This is a genomic window from Streptomyces sp. MJM8645 (assembly GCF_001625365.1).
GTDB lineage: Bacteria > Actinomycetota > Actinomycetes > Streptomycetales > Streptomycetaceae > Kitasatospora.
Genome location: NZ_LJJF01000003.1, coordinates 170,353 through 185,942 on the forward strand (window position 1 = coordinate 170,353; position 15,590 = coordinate 185,942).

The following is a 15,590-nucleotide window of genomic DNA, read 5'->3' on the forward strand; positions in this document are numbered from 1 at the left end:
CCGGCACCCGGCTCACACCCCCGGCATCCGGCCGTCACCGCGCCCGCGTTGGACCGTCAAGGGCCGCCTCCGTGCCCGCGCACCCCTCTGCGAGCGTCCAGCAGGCCCGCGAAGTCCTGGCCGGCCGGCTCAGACGGTGGCGGGCGGTGCGTCCTGCGCCTGCGGCGCAGGGGCAGCGGCGGCGGCGGGGGCGCCGGGGCCCAGGCGGCGGCGGAGCAGGACGGCGGCCAGGGCGGCGAGGGCGAAGCCCGCTCCGGCCCAGGGCAGGTGGCGGGCGCCGGCGGTGGAGACGACGAGGCCGCCCACCGCGCTGCCGGCGGTGATGCCCAGGTTGGAGAAGGAGATGAACAGGCTGTTGCCGAACTCGGGTGCGTCCTGGGCGTCGCGGGCCAGCCAGCTCTGGCTGACGACGAGTCCGCCGGAGTGCACCGCGCCCCAGAGCAGGACGCCGGCGGTCATCGGCGCGGGCCAGGGGCCGATCGCGTAGAGCAGGGCGTAGAGGAGGACGTAGAGGGCGGGGAAGGCGGTGACGGTGCGCAGCAGGTCGCGTTCCAGGAGGCGGCCGAAGAGGAGGTTGCCGAGGACCATGACGATCCCGAAGGCCATCAGCGCGGCGCCCACCAGGGAGGCGCTCAGACCGGTGACGCGTTCCAGGTATTCGGCGAAGTAGCCGTAGACGGAGAACATCGCGGCGAACACGCACACGACGGCGAGGATCGACAGCCACAGCCGGCCCCGGCGCAGGATGGCCAGCTGGCCCCGGTAGGAGGGGCGCCGGCCGGCGGGCGCTGCGGGGGTGGCGGGCAGGAGGAGCAGGACGCCCAGGCAGGCCAGCAGGTTGACGCCGGCGCCGAACCAGAACGCGGCGGCCAGGCCCGCGTGTTCGGCGAGGTAGGAGGTGAGCGGCACGCCGAAGGCGAAGCCGAGGGTGACGCCGGCGAAGACGGTGGTGGCCGCCCGGGTGGCGCGGTGTGCGGGGACCAGGTTGGCGGCGGTGGTGAGGGCGACGGCGAAGAAGACGGGGTGGAAGAGCGCGGGCAGGATCCGGAAGGCGAACATCACGGCGAAGTCGTCGGTGAGCGCGTACACGGCGTTGGAGAGCGCGAAGACGGCCAGGGCGCCCGCCAGGACGGCCTTGCGGCGCAGGCCGGAGGCCAGCAGGGTGCCGAACGGCCCGGTGGCGGCGACCACGAGGGCGAAGACGCCCACCAGCCAGCCGGCGGCGGAGGGTGTGACGCCGAGGTCCTCGGAGATGCGGGGCAGGACGCCGACGACGCCCATCTCGGTGGTGATGATCCCGAACACTCCCAGGGAGAGCGTCAGGACGGCGGGGCCGGTCTTTGCCATGTGCTGCCTCCGTCCGCCCGGCGCGCGGGGTGTGCGGGCGCACGGCACCCGCCCCCCACACACGGGGCTACAAATCTAGATAGTTAGATGGAATGGGGCGAAAAGGAAGGGCGCAGCCCGGGCCGCCCCGGCGGGGGCGGTGGGGTGCGCCCCTGAGGGGGCGGAGCGTCAGAGTTCGTCGCGGGCGTAGGCGGCGAACGCGGCGATCGTCTCCTCGTCGCGGCGGTAGAAGGTCCACTTGCCGACGCGTTCGGACACCAGCAGCCCGGCGTCGCGCAGGATCTGCAGGTAGCCGGAGACCACGGACTGGGCGAGCCCGGACTTCTCCCGGATGTCCGTCACGCACACGCCGATGTGGAAGCCCACGCCGCGTTCGCGGTAGTAGTCCTCGTCGAAGTAGCGCTCGGGCGTCTTGAGCCAGCGCAGGAAGTCCGCCCGCGCCGGATTGGCGAGCGCCTTGTGAACGGCCAGCGGATCCACCGCGCGCTCCCTTCGCCCCGCCCTCGACCAGATGACGTATCCAATATTCTAGATGTGAAGAAGCGTGTCAACCCGGGCCGGGCGGGCCGACACGGGCCTGCCCGCCTGCGCCTAGGATCGGCCGGTGCACCGGAGGAATCTGACAACGGCCGACGGCGAATCCTGGGGCGGCCTGGGCCTGGAGCTCCCCCCTGCCACCGAACCGGGGCTGCGGCCGCGGACGGCGAACGGGAACCTGATCGTCCTGTCGCAGGGTCCGCAGGTGGTGCTCACCGGCAGGATCGACGACGACCGGTGCGGCGTCGAGTACTCCCGCACGGACCACTACCGCTCCCCCATCGCCCCCCTGCGGGCCGCCGAGGCACGCGCGGTCGCCGAGGCGTGCTCGGTCGCCGAGGCACGCGCGGTCGCCGGACTGGGAGGGCCGTCCTGGTACGCCCGCTGGGCGCACCGCTTCGCCGGCGCCCTGCACGCCCGCGCCTCCGGCCCGCTCCACGAGGGGCGATGGGTGCTCTCCCCGCGGCTCGCCCGCCAGGGGATGGCACCGGCCGCAGGCGGGCCGGGCGGCCAGTGGCGTTCCCTGCTGCTCGACGGCCATCCCGACGGCTACATCGACTGGTTCGACGGCTCGTGGCGGGTCATGCCGCTGCGCCGGATGCCGCCACCCGACGACCCCCGGGTGAAGGCCTGCCGCAAGCAGGCCCGGGAGGGCATCCTGGCGCCCGTCCTGCTCTGGTGGTTCAGCGGGCTCAACTGCCATGTGGTCCTGGACGGCCACGCCCGCCTCGGCGCCGCCATCGCCGAGAACCGCGAGCCGGCGGTACTGGTCCTGTCCCGCGCACCGTCCCGGGAGCAGACCGGGGCCCGGACGGACAGAGCCCTGTCGACCTACCGCCTCACCATGTCCCTCCTGGACGGTCCGCATCCGGTGACGGACCGCCAGGGCCAGGCCGCGGCGGCGGGCCGCCTGCTCGCCGCCCAGCTGCACAGCCTCAAGGCCGACTACGCGCCCACCCGCGCATGGCCGTTGCCGTGAGGCCCACCCGCCCGGCCCCGGCCGGTGCCGTGAGCCGCCGAAACGACGTGGCGCCCGGGCACCGCCCTGCCGCAGGATCGGCCCCGTGGAAACAGTGATGCAGTGGGTCCGCACGTCATGGACCGGACAGTCCCGGGGCGGACCCGAAGCCGCCCGGCGCAACGCGGCCCCGACCGCCTTTGCGCTGCCGCCCGGCTCACCGCCCCTCGTCCACGAGGTCCGGATGCACGAGACCGACGGCTTCCGGCCCCGCTCCCTGACGCACGAGAGCACACCCGACTCCCGCACGGACACCGGCGTGCTCCTCCAGGAGGCTGGCCACCTGCTGCGGGTCCAGCTCGTCACGACGCCCTTCGGCATGCCGCGCCGACGGCGCCGCCCCCCGGCAGTGCGCCTGGCCCGCGGGCAATGGCTGCGCTGGCAGATCAACTACCGCTTCGCCCACGCACACGACGGCGCGTGGACCTACCGGCTCGACACGCTCAACATCGCCCACGGCCCGGCACCTGCCGACCTCTTCCTGGGCACCCCCACCCTGCGCGTCAGCGAACTCGCCGCCCTGCGCTGACCGCACGCCGCCCGACGCGGGGCCGCGATCCTGCGCGCACCGGCTCCGCGCGGCACCGGCCGTTCCCGCCAGGGGCCTTGGCGGACTCGCGGCGCAGGCGCGGCGCTAGGCTGTGGCGGTGACCTCGCTGCCGGAAGACCTCTCGCCCCTGGCCGGCGACGACGACCGCGACACGGCCGTGCAACGCCTGCAAGAGGCGTACAGCCAAGGGCGCATCTCCCACGAGGAGATGGACGAACGCCTCGACCAGGCGCTCACCGCCAGGACGCAGGGCGCACTCGCGCGGTCCCTGGCCTCGCTCCCCGAGCCGGGCGCGGGCACCGCGACGACGATCGGCGCCGCCACGGGACGCATCCGGCGCAGCGGCGCCTGGCGGGTGCCCCGGACCCTCAAGGTCGCCTCCGCGCTCGGCAGGGTGCACCTGGACCTGTCCCGGGCGGTCTTCGAGCACCCGGTCGTCGACATCGAACTGCAACTCGGCACCGGCGGCGCCAGGATCACGGTGCCCCACGACGCGGTCGTCGATATCGAGGGCATGCACGCCGGCTGGAAGGAGGCCCGCTACAAGCCCCCGCGGCACCCCACCCCCGGCGGCCCCACGATCCGGATCTCCGGGACCACCGGGTTCGGACGGCTGAAGGTCCGCCACGCTCGGCGATGAGGCCTCCCGGGCCGGGCTACTGTTGCAACTCTCTTTTATCGGTGCATGATTGACGATTCCGTCATATTCGGTGACGGTCGCCCCCGGTGGTGGACAACCTCTCCGCCCACAAGGGCGCCAAGATCCGCCAGTGGGCCCAGAACCCCGACGTCCTGGCCGCCCAACGCCGTGAACGCGCACGCATCCGCGGCGAGAAGGGCCTCCGCCGGGGCGGACGCCCCCTCGCAAGCGCGGCAGCCCAACCGTGGACGGATGAACTCTCCTGTCGCGGCCGTAGCATCGCCGGATGCGCTACATCGACAGCCGAGACGTCAACGAGGCCGTGACCGAGATGATGCGGGTACTTGGCCCGCACGACGCGGAGGACTGGTCGGTACCGGCAGGTTCGCTGGAATGGAGCTGCTGGACGACGGCCGCCCACATCGCCCATGACCTGCTGGCCTACGCCGGGCAGATCGCCGCACGCCCGACGGACGCCTACCTGCCCTTCGACCTCGCCGTCCGCCCGGACAGCTCCCCACACGAGGTGCTCCAGGTCGTCACCGCCTGCGCAGGGCTGCTCGGCAGTGCACTGGCCACGGCCAGCCCGGAGGCGCGGGCCTGGCACTGGGGCCCTTGCGACCCGTCAGGCTTTGCGGCAATGGGTGTCGCCGAGGTGCTCCTGCACACCCACGACATCACCCAGGGGCTGGGCGTGCCATGGCTGCCCCCGGCGCCGCTCTGCGCGGCGGTACTCCACCGGCTCTTCCCCGAAGCTCCACCCGGTGACCCGGCCCATGTCCTCCTCTGGTGCACCGGCCGGGGCGATCTGGAAGACCGTCCCCGCCGCACCTCATGGATCTGGCGCGCGGCGGTGGCCGAGTGATCAGACCTCTCGCAGGAAGACTGAGAGGCGCCCCCGTACGCGGCGAACGGTCCCGGTCGCAGCACAACTAGCGCGAGGGCGCCTGGCGGGCGGCGCGGTCGGCGACGGCCCGCAGCAGGGCCTCGGCGCTTCCGGGGGTGGCCGCCCAGCGCCGTATCTCGGCGTGGGCGGCGCGGCGCCCCGGACTCAACGCCCGTACGGGCAGGGAGAACTGGCCGCGCAGGCACCACCACCTCACGACCCGGGCGCAGCTGCGCCTCACCTCGGGTCCGGGAGCTCGTCGGCGTCTGCGGTGCTGCCGGTGCCGTCGGGGCTTTCGGGGCCGGCGGGGCTTTCGGCGGGGCGCAGGTGGATGGGGTGGGCGTGGATGCCGACGAAGGCGATCGTGCGCAGCGCGCCGAAGTCGGTCAGCCGGCGGGAGATGAGGGCGGTGGATTCGGGGGCGAACAGGTCGGCGAGGTAGGCGGCGTGGTCGTCGTCGAGGGGAAGGCGGGCCAGGGCGGTGCGCACGGCCGCCAGGGCGTCGGCGAGCCGGGTGAAGGTGGCGGTCTCGGTGACGCCGGCGATCTCGACGGTGACCGGGTGCGGGTAGTCGCGGGGCGCGATGGTGGTCACGCGGCGGCGCCGCTCTGGGGTCCGAGGACCGCCCACACCGCTTTGCCGACCCCGCCCGCGCACGGTCGGCAGCCCCATTGGAGGGCGAGTTCGGACACCAGCCACAGCCCCCGCCCGCATTCCTCGTCCCCGTTGACGCGGCGCAGCACGGGCTGGCGGGAGTCGGCGTCGTGGACCTCGATCCGCAGGTCGTCGGCCGAGAGGGCGAAGCGCACGAACAGCAGCCGGTCGGACGGGGTGCGGGCGTGCTGGACGGCGTTGGTGACGAGTTCGCCGAGCACCAACCCGGAGTAGTCGGAGAACAGTTCGCCCCCCTGGTGGTCGGAGAGGAAGTCGCGCAGCAGCCCCCGCGCGGTGGGCACGGACTTCTGGTGGCGCGACAGCCAGCAGGAGTACTCCCCCGCGACGGGGGGCGGGATCTTCAGCGTTTCGGACATGGCGACGCCTCCTCGGCGGCGGAGCGGGAAAGCGTGATCCGGGCACGTGAGGCAAGGCCCGAGGACCGTCGGCGGGCATGGGGATGCCCGGGTGACGATCCATCAAGATCACGCTGTGTCTTTCATGGACTACTCCCTGTAGCATGCCACTGCGCCAATGCTGTCTGCAACAAGAACGACTGCAACCGTGCAGATTTGCGAGGCGCGTGGCCCCGACGGTCCGTCACGGGGCAGACTGGGCAGTTCAAGGGAGGAATCGCGCATGACCGACGAACCGAGGCCGACCGTCCGCGGCCGCCGCCTGGGGTCGGAGCTCCGTCGGCTCCGGGAATCAGCGAACAGGACCACCGAGGACGCCGCATCCGCGCTCGCATGCTCGCGCGCGAAGATCAGCCGGATAGAGACCGGCGCGGTCGGGATCCGCCGACTGGACCTCGGCGTCCTGATGGACCTGTACGGCGTCACGGAGCCGAGGGACCGCGATTCCCTTGAGACGCTGGCCCGCGACAGCAAGAAGCGCGGCTGGTGGCACGACCACGGCGATACGATCCCGCCCGCCTATGTGGACTTCCTCGATCTGGAAGCAGACGCTCGCTACATCCGGAACTGGCAGCCACTGGTCCTGCCAGGCCTGTTGCAGACCGAGGACTACACCCGCGCTCTGCTTCAGGCCAACCCGGCTGTTGTCCGCCCGGAACGCATCGACCAGTTGGTCAGGCTCCGGATGGAACGCAAGGAGGTTCTGACCAAGCCCGATCCGGCCCGACTCTGCGCGATCATCTGGGAGCCGGCCCTCCGATGCCCGGTGGGCGGCGCCGATGCACACCGCGCGCAACTGGGCTACCTCGTCGAAGCGGCGCAACTCCCCAACGTCACCTTGCAAGTGGTTCCGCTCGACATCGGTCCGACCGCTGGCGCCTGCGGGGCATTCGTGATGTACGGATTCACTGGCTCCCCTACCTCGGGAGCAGTGTTTCTGGAGAATCTGACGAGCAGCCATTACCTGGAACGAGAGGCAGAACTCGACGGCTACGGGCTCGTCTTCGAGGACCTGCGATCGTCAGCCCTGAACCCCGCCCAGTCGCTGGATATGATCACCGCAATCGCGGCAGAGACAGCGAGTTAAGAGATCAGACAAGAGGGTGAGCGCATGACCAAGCCGAAGATCTCCGCTCGGGGCTGGTACAAGAGCAGCTACAGCGCACAGGCGAACGAGTGCGTCGAGGCGGGGAACGTCGTCGCTGGCGGCATGGCCGTCCGCGACTCGAAGGACCCCAGCGGCCCGGCCTTGGTCTTCCCGGCCGACGCCTGGTCCGCTTTCCTCACCGGGGTCAAGGCCGGCGACTTCCCCACGGCCTGACCCGCCAGCCACCCCCGTCACAGCCCCGGCCGCACGGCCGGGGCTGTGACGTACCGTGAGCGCGAAGGAACCCGTCCGGCAGCAACGCAACCCAGCTTGCGGAGGATCGTCCGCGACCAACACCGCCCAGAACCCCGCCTCCTGGCGCAAGAGCAGCTACAGCGCCGACCAGGGAAACTGCATCGAGGTCGACGACGCAAACCCCGGCCGCGTCCGCGACTCCAAGGACCCCGACGGGCCCGTGCTTGCTTTCTCCTCCGACGCCTGGTCCGCCTTCGTCACCGGAATCAAGGCCGGCGACTTCCCCACGGCCTGACCCCCAGCATCTACGTACCGTGAGCGACAAGGACCCGTCCCAGCGGATCCACCAGGCCTCTGAGCGGGAGCCGAACCCAGCAGAGTGGCGGGCTGCAGCAAACCGCTGTTCCGCACAGGAAGTCGGACCGGCCGACTTCCCGCGCTTTCAGTCCGCCTTCGCCGCCCTGCGGCCCTTGGGGACCCTGGGGACCCTGGGCCGACGGCCGGCCGCAACCGGCAGCCCTCCCGCCTCCTGCGGGGTGCGGGGCACCGCTTCCCCGCCGTGCTCGCCGATGGCGGCGGTCAGGCTCCGGCGACAGTCCTCCGCCTGCGCCCGGGACTTGAAACCGAGCAGGAGGCTGCGCGGCTGCGGCCCGCCGACCTCGACGCTCAGCCGGTAGCGAGGCGTCCCGCGCACCCACCACACCGCCTCGACCAGCAGGATCACCACACCGAACAGAACGGCGAGCACGAGAAAGACCGGAAAGCCGTCGGAATAGGCCGCGCCGCCGTCCGGCGGAAGGCCGTGGACAGGTCCGTACAGCCGCAGCACCACGGGGATGCCGTCCGGCCCGACGACCCGCCCCGCCGGCCCCATCGGTGTACCGAGCCCGCGAGCTCCGACCCGACCAGCCCGCCCGACCCGCACCACGGTGGCCACGACCTCCCTGCGCAGGCGTTGGAGACCGCCGGCACGGCCAATTCTGTTGTACCGGCGGCCCCTTGCGGGGAGCAACGGGGCCGCAGGAACGATTCGCCCCGAGTCGCGCCCGCCCCCGGCAACGGACCCGTCGGCGTGGGAAGTCGGACCGGCCGACTTCCCACGCCACACCCGCACCCGCACCCATAATCGCGTTTGACTATGACCTGTAGTCGTGTTCGACTAGCACTGTGAGCACTTCGCGACTCTTCGCACTCAGCGCGCTGGCCCGGGGCGGCCCGATGCACGGCTACCAGATCCGCCAGGCGGCCCAGCTCGACCGCACCGAGCTGTGGACCGACGTCAAGCCCGGATCGCTCTACAGCGTCCTGCACCGGATGGCCGACGACGGCCTGGTCGAGGTGGTGCGCAACGAGAAGGTCGGCAACCCGCCCGAGCGGACCGTCTACGCGATCACCGACCAGGGCCGCCGGGAGCTCGCCGCCCTGCGCGACGCGGCGCTGCGCAAGGTGCGCCTGCTGCCCGACCCGGTCGACCTGGCCCTGCAGTACACCGCGGACCTCACGGACGAGGACCTCGCCGGGGCCGTCGCCGCGCGCCGGCGGGCCGTGGCCGACCAGGTGGCCCTGTTCGAGGAGCAGTTCGAGGCCGCCCGGCCGGACCTGACCGGCCTGGAACCGTGGATCTTCGAGCACTGCCTCGCCCGCCTGAAGGCCGACCTGGCCTGGCACGACGACCTGCTCGACACCCTGACCAAGAACACCCTGCCGAAGAACACCCTGCCGAAGGACACCCTGCCGAAGGACACCCGGAGGACCCCGTGATACTCGTGACCGGCGCGACCGGCACCGTCGGCCGCGCCCTCGTCGGCCACCTGGCCGCCCTCGGCGCCCCCGTGCGCGCCGCCACCCGCCGCCCCGAGCAGGCCCGCCTGCCAGGCGGCGTGGACGTCGTCGGCGCCGACCTCGGCGAGCCGGACAGCCTGGCCGCCGCCCTGCGGGGCGTGCGCAAGGTGTTCCTGCTCTCCGACGGCCCCGACATCCCGCGCCACGACGCCAACCTCGCCGCCGCGGCCGCCCGCGCCGGCGCCGAGGCCGTCGTCAAGCTGTCCTCCGGCCGGGCCGCCGACCCGGACGCGGACGACCCCGTCGCCCGCTGGCACCGCGCGGGCGAACAGGCCGTCCAGGACAGCGGCCTGGCATGGACGTTCCTGCGCCCGATGGGCTTCATGTCCAACACCCTCGCCTGGGCCGGAGCGATCCGCGCGACCCGCACCGTCCGGGCCCCGTTCGCCGCCGGCCGGGTCTCCGTCATCGACCCCGCCGACATCGCCGCGGCCGCCGCCCACGCCCTGACCCGGCCCGGACACGACGGCCGGGCCCACCTGCTGACCGGCCCCCAGGCCCTCACCCCCGGCGAGATGACCACGACGCTCGCCGAAGTCCTGGGCACCCCACTGGACTTCACCGAGATCCCACCCCCCGCCGCCCGCCAGGCACTCCTGGACCACGGCCTGCGCCCGGAGACCGCCGACGCGGTCATGGCACTGCGCGCCGCCTCCCTCGAACCGTTCGCCGCGACCGTCACGCCCGCGGTCCAGCAGCTCACCGGCCGCGCGGCGACACCGTTCCGGGCCTGGGCCGAACGCCACCGCAAGGAGTTCACCAGGGAACCCGGCGAGGAGCCCGGCGAGGGGCCCGGCCGTGGCTGACCCCCACCGCGAACCCGTCGCCCTGGCCCCCGGACACGGCGGGCGCCACCACGTGCCGGGCAGCCCGTACGTCGTCAAACTCGCGGGCGCCCAGAGCGGCGGATCGATCGCCGTCCTGGAGTCCACCTTCGAACCCGGCCAGGGCGCACCGCTGCACCTGCACCGCGGCCACGACGAGACGTTCTACGTCGTCAGCGGCGCGTTCCGCCTGCGGTGCGACGAGCACACCACCGAGGCGGGCCCCGGCGGCTTCCTGCACGTCCCGCGCACCCACCCGCACTCCTTCACCGCGATCGGCGACACCCCCGCCACGATCCTGGTGACGCTGACCCCGGCCGGCTTCGAGGAGTTCTTCATCGAGGCCGCCGCCCTCGCCGCCGGCGGCCGCCCCGACCGCCGGACGATGCAGACCCTCCTGGCCCGCTACGACCAGGAACTGGTCCCCGACGCACCGCAGGACCACCACAGACGAGAAGGCCGCTGAGGACGGCGCAGCGGGCGCCGGGCCGGACGGGCGGCCGCGCTACCGGTAGGTGCGCAGCACGTCGAGGAGGTCGCCGGTGTGGCCGTCGCGTGCGCCGAAGTGGGCGGCGCAGCTGAGCTGTTCGCGCAGGTGGAGCAGTCGCATGCGGTGCTGCCAGCCGTCGGTGAGGGGGTGGTGTTCGCGGTAGGCGTCGAAGAAGCGGGCGGGGACGCCGCCGGTGCAGAACATCATGCTCAGGTCCGTCTCCGCCCATGTCCAGCACACCGCCGGGTCGATGAACGCCGGTGCCGCGTGCGGGCGGGCGAGGATGTTGGCGTGCCACAGGTCGCCGTGGGTGAGGACGGGCGGTGCGGCGGGGAGGAGTTGGGGCAGCCGGTTGCAGATGCGTTCCAGGTCGGCGCGGCCCCGGGGTCCGAGTGCCTGGCGTGCCAGGGGTTCGTCGAGGTAGCGCAGCAGGCGGTGGCGGGCGAAGAACTCGTGTCCGTCCTGGGTCCAGGGGTTGCGCTGTGCCAGGCGGCCGAGCCAGCCGTCCTCGGCCCAGCCGAAGCGCTGTCCGGTGGTGGTGTGCAGGCCGGCCAGCGCGTGTGCGGCGCGTTCCCAGAAGGCGGTGTCGTGCGCGGGCGGCTGTTCGAGGGCTTCCAGGACCAGGCCGTCCGGGTGCAGGGCCGGCACCCGCGGGGTCGGCAGGGCGCCGTGGGTGCGCAGGGCTTGCAGGCCCCGGGCCTCTTTCGCGTACGCGTCGGGGGCCAGTGCCGGGGTGGATTTCACCACCATGCGTCCGCCGTCGGCCAGGGTGACCAGCCAGACGGTGTTCGCGGCGCCGCCGGCCAGGCGCACCGCGTGCGCCGGCGGGCCGGGGAGCAGGTGCGGCGGCGGACCGTCCTGTCCGGCGGCCGCCTCATCGATGTTCTGTGCAAGATCTTCCATGGCGGGCCCCTTCCCCGCGCCCGGCGCCACCGACTCCGGCTGGCACCGGATTTCGCCGCCCCAGGGGCAGCGGCAGGGCCCGCGCCAGGCCTGCCGGGGGCGCGGTACAGTCCGTTTCATGAACGAGAACGTGCGCGCCCCGTTTGGGAACTTCACCCTCGTCCGCGCGGCGATCGAGGTCTGCGACGACCTCGCCGCCCCCGTCACCGACGCCTTGACGAACGCGGACGCGCACGGGTGGGCCGGATCCGTGCTGTACGTGGACACCGACCCCGACAAGGCGGACACCGCGGTGTTCTGCCAGGCCTACGACGTGCCGTTGGAGCTCTCCGCGAACTGCGTGGTGGTCGCCGCCAAACGCGGCGGCGACGTCACCCTGGCCGCCTGCCTGGTGCGCGCCGACACCCGCCTGGACGTCAACACCGCCGTGCGCAGGCACCTGGGCGCGCGCAAGGCCTCCTTCGCGCCGGTGGACGTCGCCGTCGCCGCCACCGGCATGGAGTACGGCGGCATCACCGCCGTCGGCCTGCCGGGCGGCTGGCCGCTGCTGGTCGACGAGGCGGTGGCCGCCGCCCCGCACGTGCTCATCGGCAGCGGGCGGCGGCGGGGCAAGCTGATCCTCCCCGGCTGGGCGGCGGCCCGGCTGCCCGGCGCCGAGGTCCTCCCCGGCCTGGCCGCCTGAGCCCGGCGGTGGCGGGACCGGCTCGGGCGACGGCCCGCCGGCCTGGGGCCGAGGCGTGCGCGTCCGCGTCCGTGTCCGTGTCCGTGTCCGTGTCCGGGAAAGGGCGTCACCCCCGCGTGGCCTGACTGAACGTCAAACTCGCGCGAGTCCGACCTTGTCGGGTCGGACGGTGGGGTCTCGGCGGAACATGATCAAGGGGTGGACATGCGAGACCTCGGCGGGAAGGTCGCGCTGGTCACCGGCACCAGCCGGGGCATCGGGCGGGGCATCGCCGAACGCCCGGCCCGGGACGGCGCCCTGGCCGCCGTGCACTACGGCAGCAACGAGGCGGCGGCGAAGGAGAGCGCCACGGCCATCGCCGGGGCCGGCGGCCGGGCGTTCACCGTGGACGCCGAACTGGGCGTTCCCGGCGACGTGGACACCCTCATGGCCGGGCCGGCGGCCGGGCTGCGCGCGCACGGGGAAGCGGCGATCGACATCCTGGTCCACAACGCCGGGTTCAACCTCATGGGGCGCCCGATCGAGGTCCTCACCCCCGAGGAGTTCGACGAGATGGTCGCGGTCAACGTCAAGGCGCCGCTCTTCCTCACCCAGCGGGTGCTGCCACGGCTGCGCGACAGCGGCCGGATCATCAACATCTCCTCCCGCAACATCACCGTCAACTCCGTCGTCGCCGGACTCACCCGCACCGACATGACCGCCGACGTGCTGGCCGACCCGGCGAACCTGGAACGCAACCCCGCCCTGACCGCCCTCGGCCGGATCGGCCAGGTACCGGACATCGCCGACGCGGTCGCCTTCCTCGCCTCCGACGACGCCCGCTGGACCACCGACACCAAGATCGACGTCACCGGCGGCGTCAACCTGTAGCGGCCCCAGCCGGTGGCCGCACCGCGCGCAGGCCGTACCCGGGCCCGGGCGACCCGCCGCCCCGGGCAGCCGCGGGGCTGCCCCGGCGGGCGGGACGGCGGGCGGGCGGGACGGGCCTCTCGGCACAGCGGACACCTGTGCCGCGGACGCCGTCAACGCCTCGCGCACCACCGCCGGTTCGCCCAGCGGCGCACCGGCGGCACACGGCCGGAGCGCCGGAGCGCCCGGACCCCGCGCGGCACTACGGGAGGCCGGGCGCCCCCGGCACCGGCACCGGCACCGCCGCCGGCCCGAACCACAGGTGCAGGGCCGCGCGCAGCTGTTCGGCGGCGGCCCGGGGCGGTGCGGTGGGCGGTGCGGTCCAGGCGGCGTGGCCGTCCGGGCGCACCAGCACCGCGGGCGTGTCGGGCAGGGCGCCGGGCCGCACCGTCGCCGCGCTCACCCGGTCCGCCCAGGGGGCGGCCGCCGCGCGCAGCGCCTCGGCCGCGGTGGTGTCCTCCAGGAGCAGGGCGCCGGCGCCGGTGCGGGCCAGCAGCGGTATCAGGGCGCCGTGTTGGAGGGTGCCGTCTTGCACAGTGCCGTGCTGCACAGTGCCGTGCTGCACAGTGCCGTGTTGCAGGGAGCCGTGCTGCAGGGGGATGTCCGGGACCATCGCGCCCTCCCAGGGGTGGCCGCTGCCGTGGGGGGCCGGGTAGCGGGTGGCGATGCCGGTGATCTCCTCGGCCAGGGGGCCGGCCGTCTCCTTGGCCTGCGCGAGTTCGGCGAGCAGGTCGCGCACCGGCGCGAGTTCCTCGTCGTCGCCGGCGAGCAGCGCCTGGGCGCGGGTGTTGCGCAGCAGCCTGGCGCCGGCCGCGTGCCGTTCGCTGTGGTAGGTGTCCAGGAGGGTTTCGGGGGCTTGACCGCGGGCGACGAGGGCGAGTTTCCAGCCGAGGTTCATCGCGTCGTCGATGGCGGCGTTGACGCCGATGGCGCCGGCGGGCGGGTGGATGTGGGCGGCGTCCCCGGCCAGCAGCACCCGGCCCCGGCGCAGCCGTTCGGCCAGGCGGGCGGCGTCGCCGAAGCGGGTCAGCCAGTGGGCGCGGGCGATCGGGACGCGGCGGCCCAGGGCGTGGTCCAGTGCCTGCTGGAAGCGGGGCAGGGTGAGCGGTTCGTGCCGGTCCCGGGGCGGGTGGGGGTCGGCGGTGAGCAGGCGGACGTAACCGGGCCTGGGGATGGCGAACACGGTGCCGTTCTCGCCCGTGTTCACGCCGAAGGGGATCTGCCGGGGGTCGGTCAGGACCACGTCCGCGAGCAGGGTGAAGCGGCGGGCGGGGGTGCCGGGGAAGGCGATGGCGGCGAGTCCGCGCACGGTGCTGCGGCCGCCGTCGCAGCCGGCCAGCCAGCCGGCGCGCAGCAGCGCGGGGCCGTCGGGGGTGTCGGTGTGGGCGTGGACGCCGTCGTCGTCGAGGTCGAGGGCGCTCAGGCGGTGGCCACGCAGGATGCGCACGCCCAGGTGGCGGGCGTGTTCGGTGAGGATCTCCTCCACCCTGGTCTGGGCGATGCCCAGGACGTAGGGGTGGCGGGTGCGCATGGCGGCGAGGTCGAGGCGGGCCTGTGCGGTGAACGCGGTGGTCGCCACGGTGGGGCCTTCGGCGAGGAGGCGCTCGGCCAGGCCGCGGCGTTCCAGCAGTTCCAGGCTGCGGGCGTTGAGATTGAAGCCGCGGCAGAAGCCGGGCGGGGACGGGTCGCGTTCCAGGAGCACGGTGCGCACGCGGGCCAGGGCCAGTTCGCAGGCCAGCATCAGGCCGGCGGGGCCGGCGCCGACGACCAGGACGTCCGCGTCGCCGGCCCCGGCGGCGCTGGCGGCTCCGGTGGCTGCGGCGGCCTCGGCGGCGGGTAGGCGCTGTCCGGTACGGGCCGGCGCGGGGGCGGGCGCGGCGCCGGAGGCGGGTAAGGGAGCGGGTGTGGGGGTGTCAGGCATCGGGGGCGGCCTCCGGCCAGGCCAGGGTGCCCTGTTCGATCTCCTCGGCGGTGCGCAGCACCCATTGGCGTTCGGCGTGCAGCATGGCGTGGGCGTACTCGGCCTCGATGACGAACAGTCGGGGGGCGTGGTGTTCGCGGGTGGCGCTGTGGTGGGCCTGTTCGCTCTCGGTGATGCGGGTCTGCAGGGCGGCGGCCCGTTCGCGCAGGGCCTGGGCGGCGCGGTGCGGTCCCAGGGCGCCGAGGTAGCTGACGGCGGACAGGAATTTCGGGTATTCGCGGGAGGGTTCGCGGATGAGTTCGTCCAGCCACTGGGTGAAGTACTGGCGGCCCTGGGGGGTGTGGCGGTAGACGGTGCGGGCGGGGCGCGCGCCGACTTGTTCGGTGTCGGTGGCCTCGATCCAGCCGTCGCGGGCCAGGGCGCGCACCGTGTCGTAGAGCGAACCGGTGGTCAGTTTGAAGGCCTGGTCGAGGTGGCGCTCGCGCAGGGTGGTGGCCATGGCGTGGGGGTGCAGGGGCTGTTCGAGGAGCAGGCCGAGCAGGGCGAGGGCCAGGGGGTTGGCGGGTCGTTTGGCGGTCATGGCACTCCGTGGTCGCACGCGGGGGCCCGGGTCGGGGCCGGGGCTGGTG

21 protein-coding genes are annotated in these 15,590 nt (G+C 73.7%); 12 read left to right on the top strand and 9 right to left on the bottom strand.

The features are described from left to right. Positions 1-129: 129 nt before the first annotated feature. Both A6F73_RS37840 and A6F73_RS37845 read right to left on the bottom strand, forming a co-directional pair. Complete coding sequence (locus A6F73_RS37840; protein ID WP_063352994.1) at positions 130-1,347, bottom strand: MFS transporter; 1,218 nt, start codon at positions 1,345-1,347, stop codon at positions 130-132. Between the two features lie 168 nt (positions 1,348-1,515). After that, positions 1,516-1,827 carry a helix-turn-helix transcriptional regulator gene (locus tag A6F73_RS37845; protein ID WP_063352995.1) on the bottom strand — a complete coding sequence of 104 codons (312 nt, stop codon included), beginning with the start codon at positions 1,825-1,827 and terminating at the stop codon, positions 1,516-1,518. 124 nt (positions 1,828-1,951) lie between these two features. Here A6F73_RS37845 and A6F73_RS37850 point away from each other — a divergent pair, with 124 nt between their 5' ends. The 4 genes from A6F73_RS37850 to A6F73_RS37865 all read left to right on the top strand — a co-directional run bounded on the left by A6F73_RS37850 (position 1,952) and on the right by A6F73_RS37865 (position 4,957). Beyond that, entirely contained in the window at positions 1,952-2,863 is a 912-nt protein-coding gene (locus tag A6F73_RS37850; protein ID WP_063352996.1) for a hypothetical protein, read from the top strand. A gap of 85 nt (positions 2,864-2,948) precedes the next feature. Beyond that, on the top strand, positions 2,949-3,431 hold the full coding sequence (locus A6F73_RS37855; protein ID WP_063352997.1) for a hypothetical protein: 483 nt from the start codon (positions 2,949-2,951) through the stop codon (positions 3,429-3,431). 118 nt (positions 3,432-3,549) lie between these two features. Beyond that, positions 3,550-4,092 (top strand): DUF1707 domain-containing protein, encoded by a 543-nt coding sequence (locus A6F73_RS37860; protein WP_063353024.1) that lies wholly within the window; start codon positions 3,550-3,552, stop codon positions 4,090-4,092. A gap of 286 nt (positions 4,093-4,378) precedes the next feature. Next, on the top strand, positions 4,379-4,957 hold the full coding sequence (locus A6F73_RS37865) for a maleylpyruvate isomerase N-terminal domain-containing protein (RefSeq protein ID WP_244293874.1): 579 nt from the start codon (positions 4,379-4,381) through the stop codon (positions 4,955-4,957). Between the two features lie 67 nt (positions 4,958-5,024). Here A6F73_RS37865 and A6F73_RS37870 read toward each other — a convergent pair whose 3' ends face one another. From A6F73_RS37870 to A6F73_RS37880, 3 genes are read right to left on the bottom strand one after another with little or no spacing between them, the layout of a single operon-like run. Beyond that, positions 5,025-5,219, bottom strand: a complete 195-nt coding sequence (locus A6F73_RS37870) for a hypothetical protein (RefSeq protein WP_063352998.1) — start codon at positions 5,217-5,219, stop codon at positions 5,025-5,027. After that, complete coding sequence (locus tag A6F73_RS37875; protein ID WP_063352999.1) at positions 5,216-5,572, bottom strand: hypothetical protein; 357 nt, start codon at positions 5,570-5,572, stop codon at positions 5,216-5,218. Before A6F73_RS37875 ends, A6F73_RS37870 begins: the two co-directional genes overlap by 4 nt. Further along, positions 5,569-6,009 carry an ATP-binding protein gene (locus tag A6F73_RS37880; protein WP_079136664.1) on the bottom strand — a complete coding sequence of 147 codons (441 nt, stop codon included), beginning with the start codon at positions 6,007-6,009 and terminating at the stop codon, positions 5,569-5,571. Before A6F73_RS37880 ends, A6F73_RS37875 begins: the two co-directional genes overlap by 4 nt. Positions 6,010-6,271: 262 nt before the next feature. Between A6F73_RS37880 and A6F73_RS37885 the strand changes: the two genes are divergently transcribed. The 3 genes from A6F73_RS37885 to A6F73_RS43805 are packed head-to-tail and all read left to right on the top strand — an operon-like array spanning position 6,272 to position 7,685. Further along, positions 6,272-7,135 (top strand): helix-turn-helix transcriptional regulator, encoded by an 864-nt coding sequence (locus A6F73_RS37885; RefSeq protein ID WP_063353000.1) that lies wholly within the window; start codon positions 6,272-6,274, stop codon positions 7,133-7,135. Between the two features lie 24 nt (positions 7,136-7,159). Continuing rightward, positions 7,160-7,369, top strand: coding sequence for a DUF397 domain-containing protein (locus A6F73_RS37890; RefSeq protein WP_063353001.1), 210 nt, complete (start codon positions 7,160-7,162; stop codon positions 7,367-7,369). A gap of 55 nt (positions 7,370-7,424) precedes the next feature. Further along, positions 7,425-7,685: a DUF397 domain-containing protein gene (locus tag A6F73_RS43805; protein WP_063353002.1), complete on the top strand. Its 261-nt coding sequence runs from the start codon at positions 7,425-7,427 to the stop codon at positions 7,683-7,685. Positions 7,686-7,832: 147 nt separating this feature from the next. On the opposite strand, the gene A6F73_RS37900 is transcribed toward A6F73_RS43805, so the two are convergent. Beyond that, positions 7,833-8,222, bottom strand: coding sequence for a hypothetical protein (locus A6F73_RS37900; RefSeq protein ID WP_159398756.1), 390 nt, complete (start codon positions 8,220-8,222; stop codon positions 7,833-7,835). Between the two features lie 335 nt (positions 8,223-8,557). On the opposite strand from A6F73_RS37900, the gene A6F73_RS37905 reads away from it, so the two are divergent. The 3 genes from A6F73_RS37905 to A6F73_RS37915 are packed head-to-tail and all read left to right on the top strand — an operon-like array spanning position 8,558 to position 10,522. Further along, the gene (locus A6F73_RS37905) at positions 8,558-9,151 is read left to right on the top strand and encodes a PadR family transcriptional regulator (RefSeq protein WP_063350799.1); all 594 of its coding nucleotides are present in this window, start codon (positions 8,558-8,560) and stop codon (positions 9,149-9,151) included. Next, complete coding sequence (locus A6F73_RS37910) at positions 9,148-10,038, top strand: NAD(P)H-binding protein (protein WP_063350798.1); 891 nt, start codon at positions 9,148-9,150, stop codon at positions 10,036-10,038. Before A6F73_RS37905 ends, A6F73_RS37910 begins: the two co-directional genes overlap by 4 nt. Further along, positions 10,031-10,522 (top strand): cupin domain-containing protein, encoded by a 492-nt coding sequence (locus A6F73_RS37915; protein ID WP_063350797.1) that lies wholly within the window; start codon positions 10,031-10,033, stop codon positions 10,520-10,522. Before A6F73_RS37910 ends, A6F73_RS37915 begins: the two co-directional genes overlap by 8 nt. Before the next feature lie 39 nt (positions 10,523-10,561). Here A6F73_RS37915 and A6F73_RS37920 read toward each other — a convergent pair whose 3' ends face one another. After that, positions 10,562-11,449, bottom strand: a complete 888-nt coding sequence (locus tag A6F73_RS37920; protein ID WP_079136166.1) for a fructosamine kinase family protein — start codon at positions 11,447-11,449, stop codon at positions 10,562-10,564. A gap of 118 nt (positions 11,450-11,567) precedes the next feature. Between A6F73_RS37920 and A6F73_RS37925 the strand changes: the two genes are divergently transcribed. Together A6F73_RS37925 and A6F73_RS37930 are read left to right on the top strand one after the other, a co-directional pair. Further along, complete coding sequence (locus A6F73_RS37925) at positions 11,568-12,131, top strand: YbaK/EbsC family protein (protein ID WP_079136165.1); 564 nt, start codon at positions 11,568-11,570, stop codon at positions 12,129-12,131. A gap of 204 nt (positions 12,132-12,335) precedes the next feature. Beyond that, positions 12,336-13,001 carry an SDR family oxidoreductase gene (locus A6F73_RS37930; RefSeq protein WP_063351701.1) on the top strand — a complete coding sequence of 222 codons (666 nt, stop codon included), beginning with the start codon at positions 12,336-12,338 and terminating at the stop codon, positions 12,999-13,001. A gap of 241 nt (positions 13,002-13,242) precedes the next feature. Here the strand turns inward: A6F73_RS37930 and A6F73_RS37935 are convergent, their stop codons facing one another. Both A6F73_RS37935 and A6F73_RS37940 read right to left on the bottom strand, forming a co-directional pair. Continuing rightward, entirely contained in the window at positions 13,243-14,961 is a 1,719-nt protein-coding gene (locus A6F73_RS37935) for an FAD-dependent monooxygenase (protein ID WP_079136164.1), read from the bottom strand. Beyond that, positions 14,954-15,541 (bottom strand): PadR family transcriptional regulator, encoded by a 588-nt coding sequence (locus tag A6F73_RS37940; RefSeq protein ID WP_063350796.1) that lies wholly within the window; start codon positions 15,539-15,541, stop codon positions 14,954-14,956. The genes A6F73_RS37935 and A6F73_RS37940 overlap by 8 nt, the downstream gene beginning before the upstream one ends. Positions 15,542-15,590 lie beyond the last annotated feature (49 nt).

Coding starts and splice junctions, on each gene's coding strand:
- A6F73_RS37935 (WP_079136164.1), bottom strand. CDS start 14,961: ATGCCTGACACCCCCACACCCGCTCCCTTACCCGCCTCCGGCGCCGCG.
- A6F73_RS37865 (WP_244293874.1), top strand. CDS start 4,379: ATGCGCTACATCGACAGCCGAGACGTCAACGAGGCCGTGACCGAGATG.
- A6F73_RS37890 (WP_063353001.1), top strand. CDS start 7,160: ATGACCAAGCCGAAGATCTCCGCTCGGGGCTGGTACAAGAGCAGCTAC.
- A6F73_RS37880 (WP_079136664.1), bottom strand. CDS start 6,009: ATGTCCGAAACGCTGAAGATCCCGCCCCCCGTCGCGGGGGAGTACTCC.
- A6F73_RS37885 (WP_063353000.1), top strand. CDS start 6,272: ATGACCGACGAACCGAGGCCGACCGTCCGCGGCCGCCGCCTGGGGTCG.
- A6F73_RS37840 (WP_063352994.1), bottom strand. CDS start 1,347: ATGGCAAAGACCGGCCCCGCCGTCCTGACGCTCTCCCTGGGAGTGTTC.
- A6F73_RS37925 (WP_079136165.1), top strand. CDS start 11,568: ATGAACGAGAACGTGCGCGCCCCGTTTGGGAACTTCACCCTCGTCCGC.
- A6F73_RS37920 (WP_079136166.1), bottom strand. CDS start 11,449: ATGGAAGATCTTGCACAGAACATCGATGAGGCGGCCGCCGGACAGGAC.
- A6F73_RS37930 (WP_063351701.1), top strand. CDS start 12,336: ATGCGAGACCTCGGCGGGAAGGTCGCGCTGGTCACCGGCACCAGCCGG.
- A6F73_RS37940 (WP_063350796.1), bottom strand. CDS start 15,541: ATGACCGCCAAACGACCCGCCAACCCCCTGGCCCTCGCCCTGCTCGGC.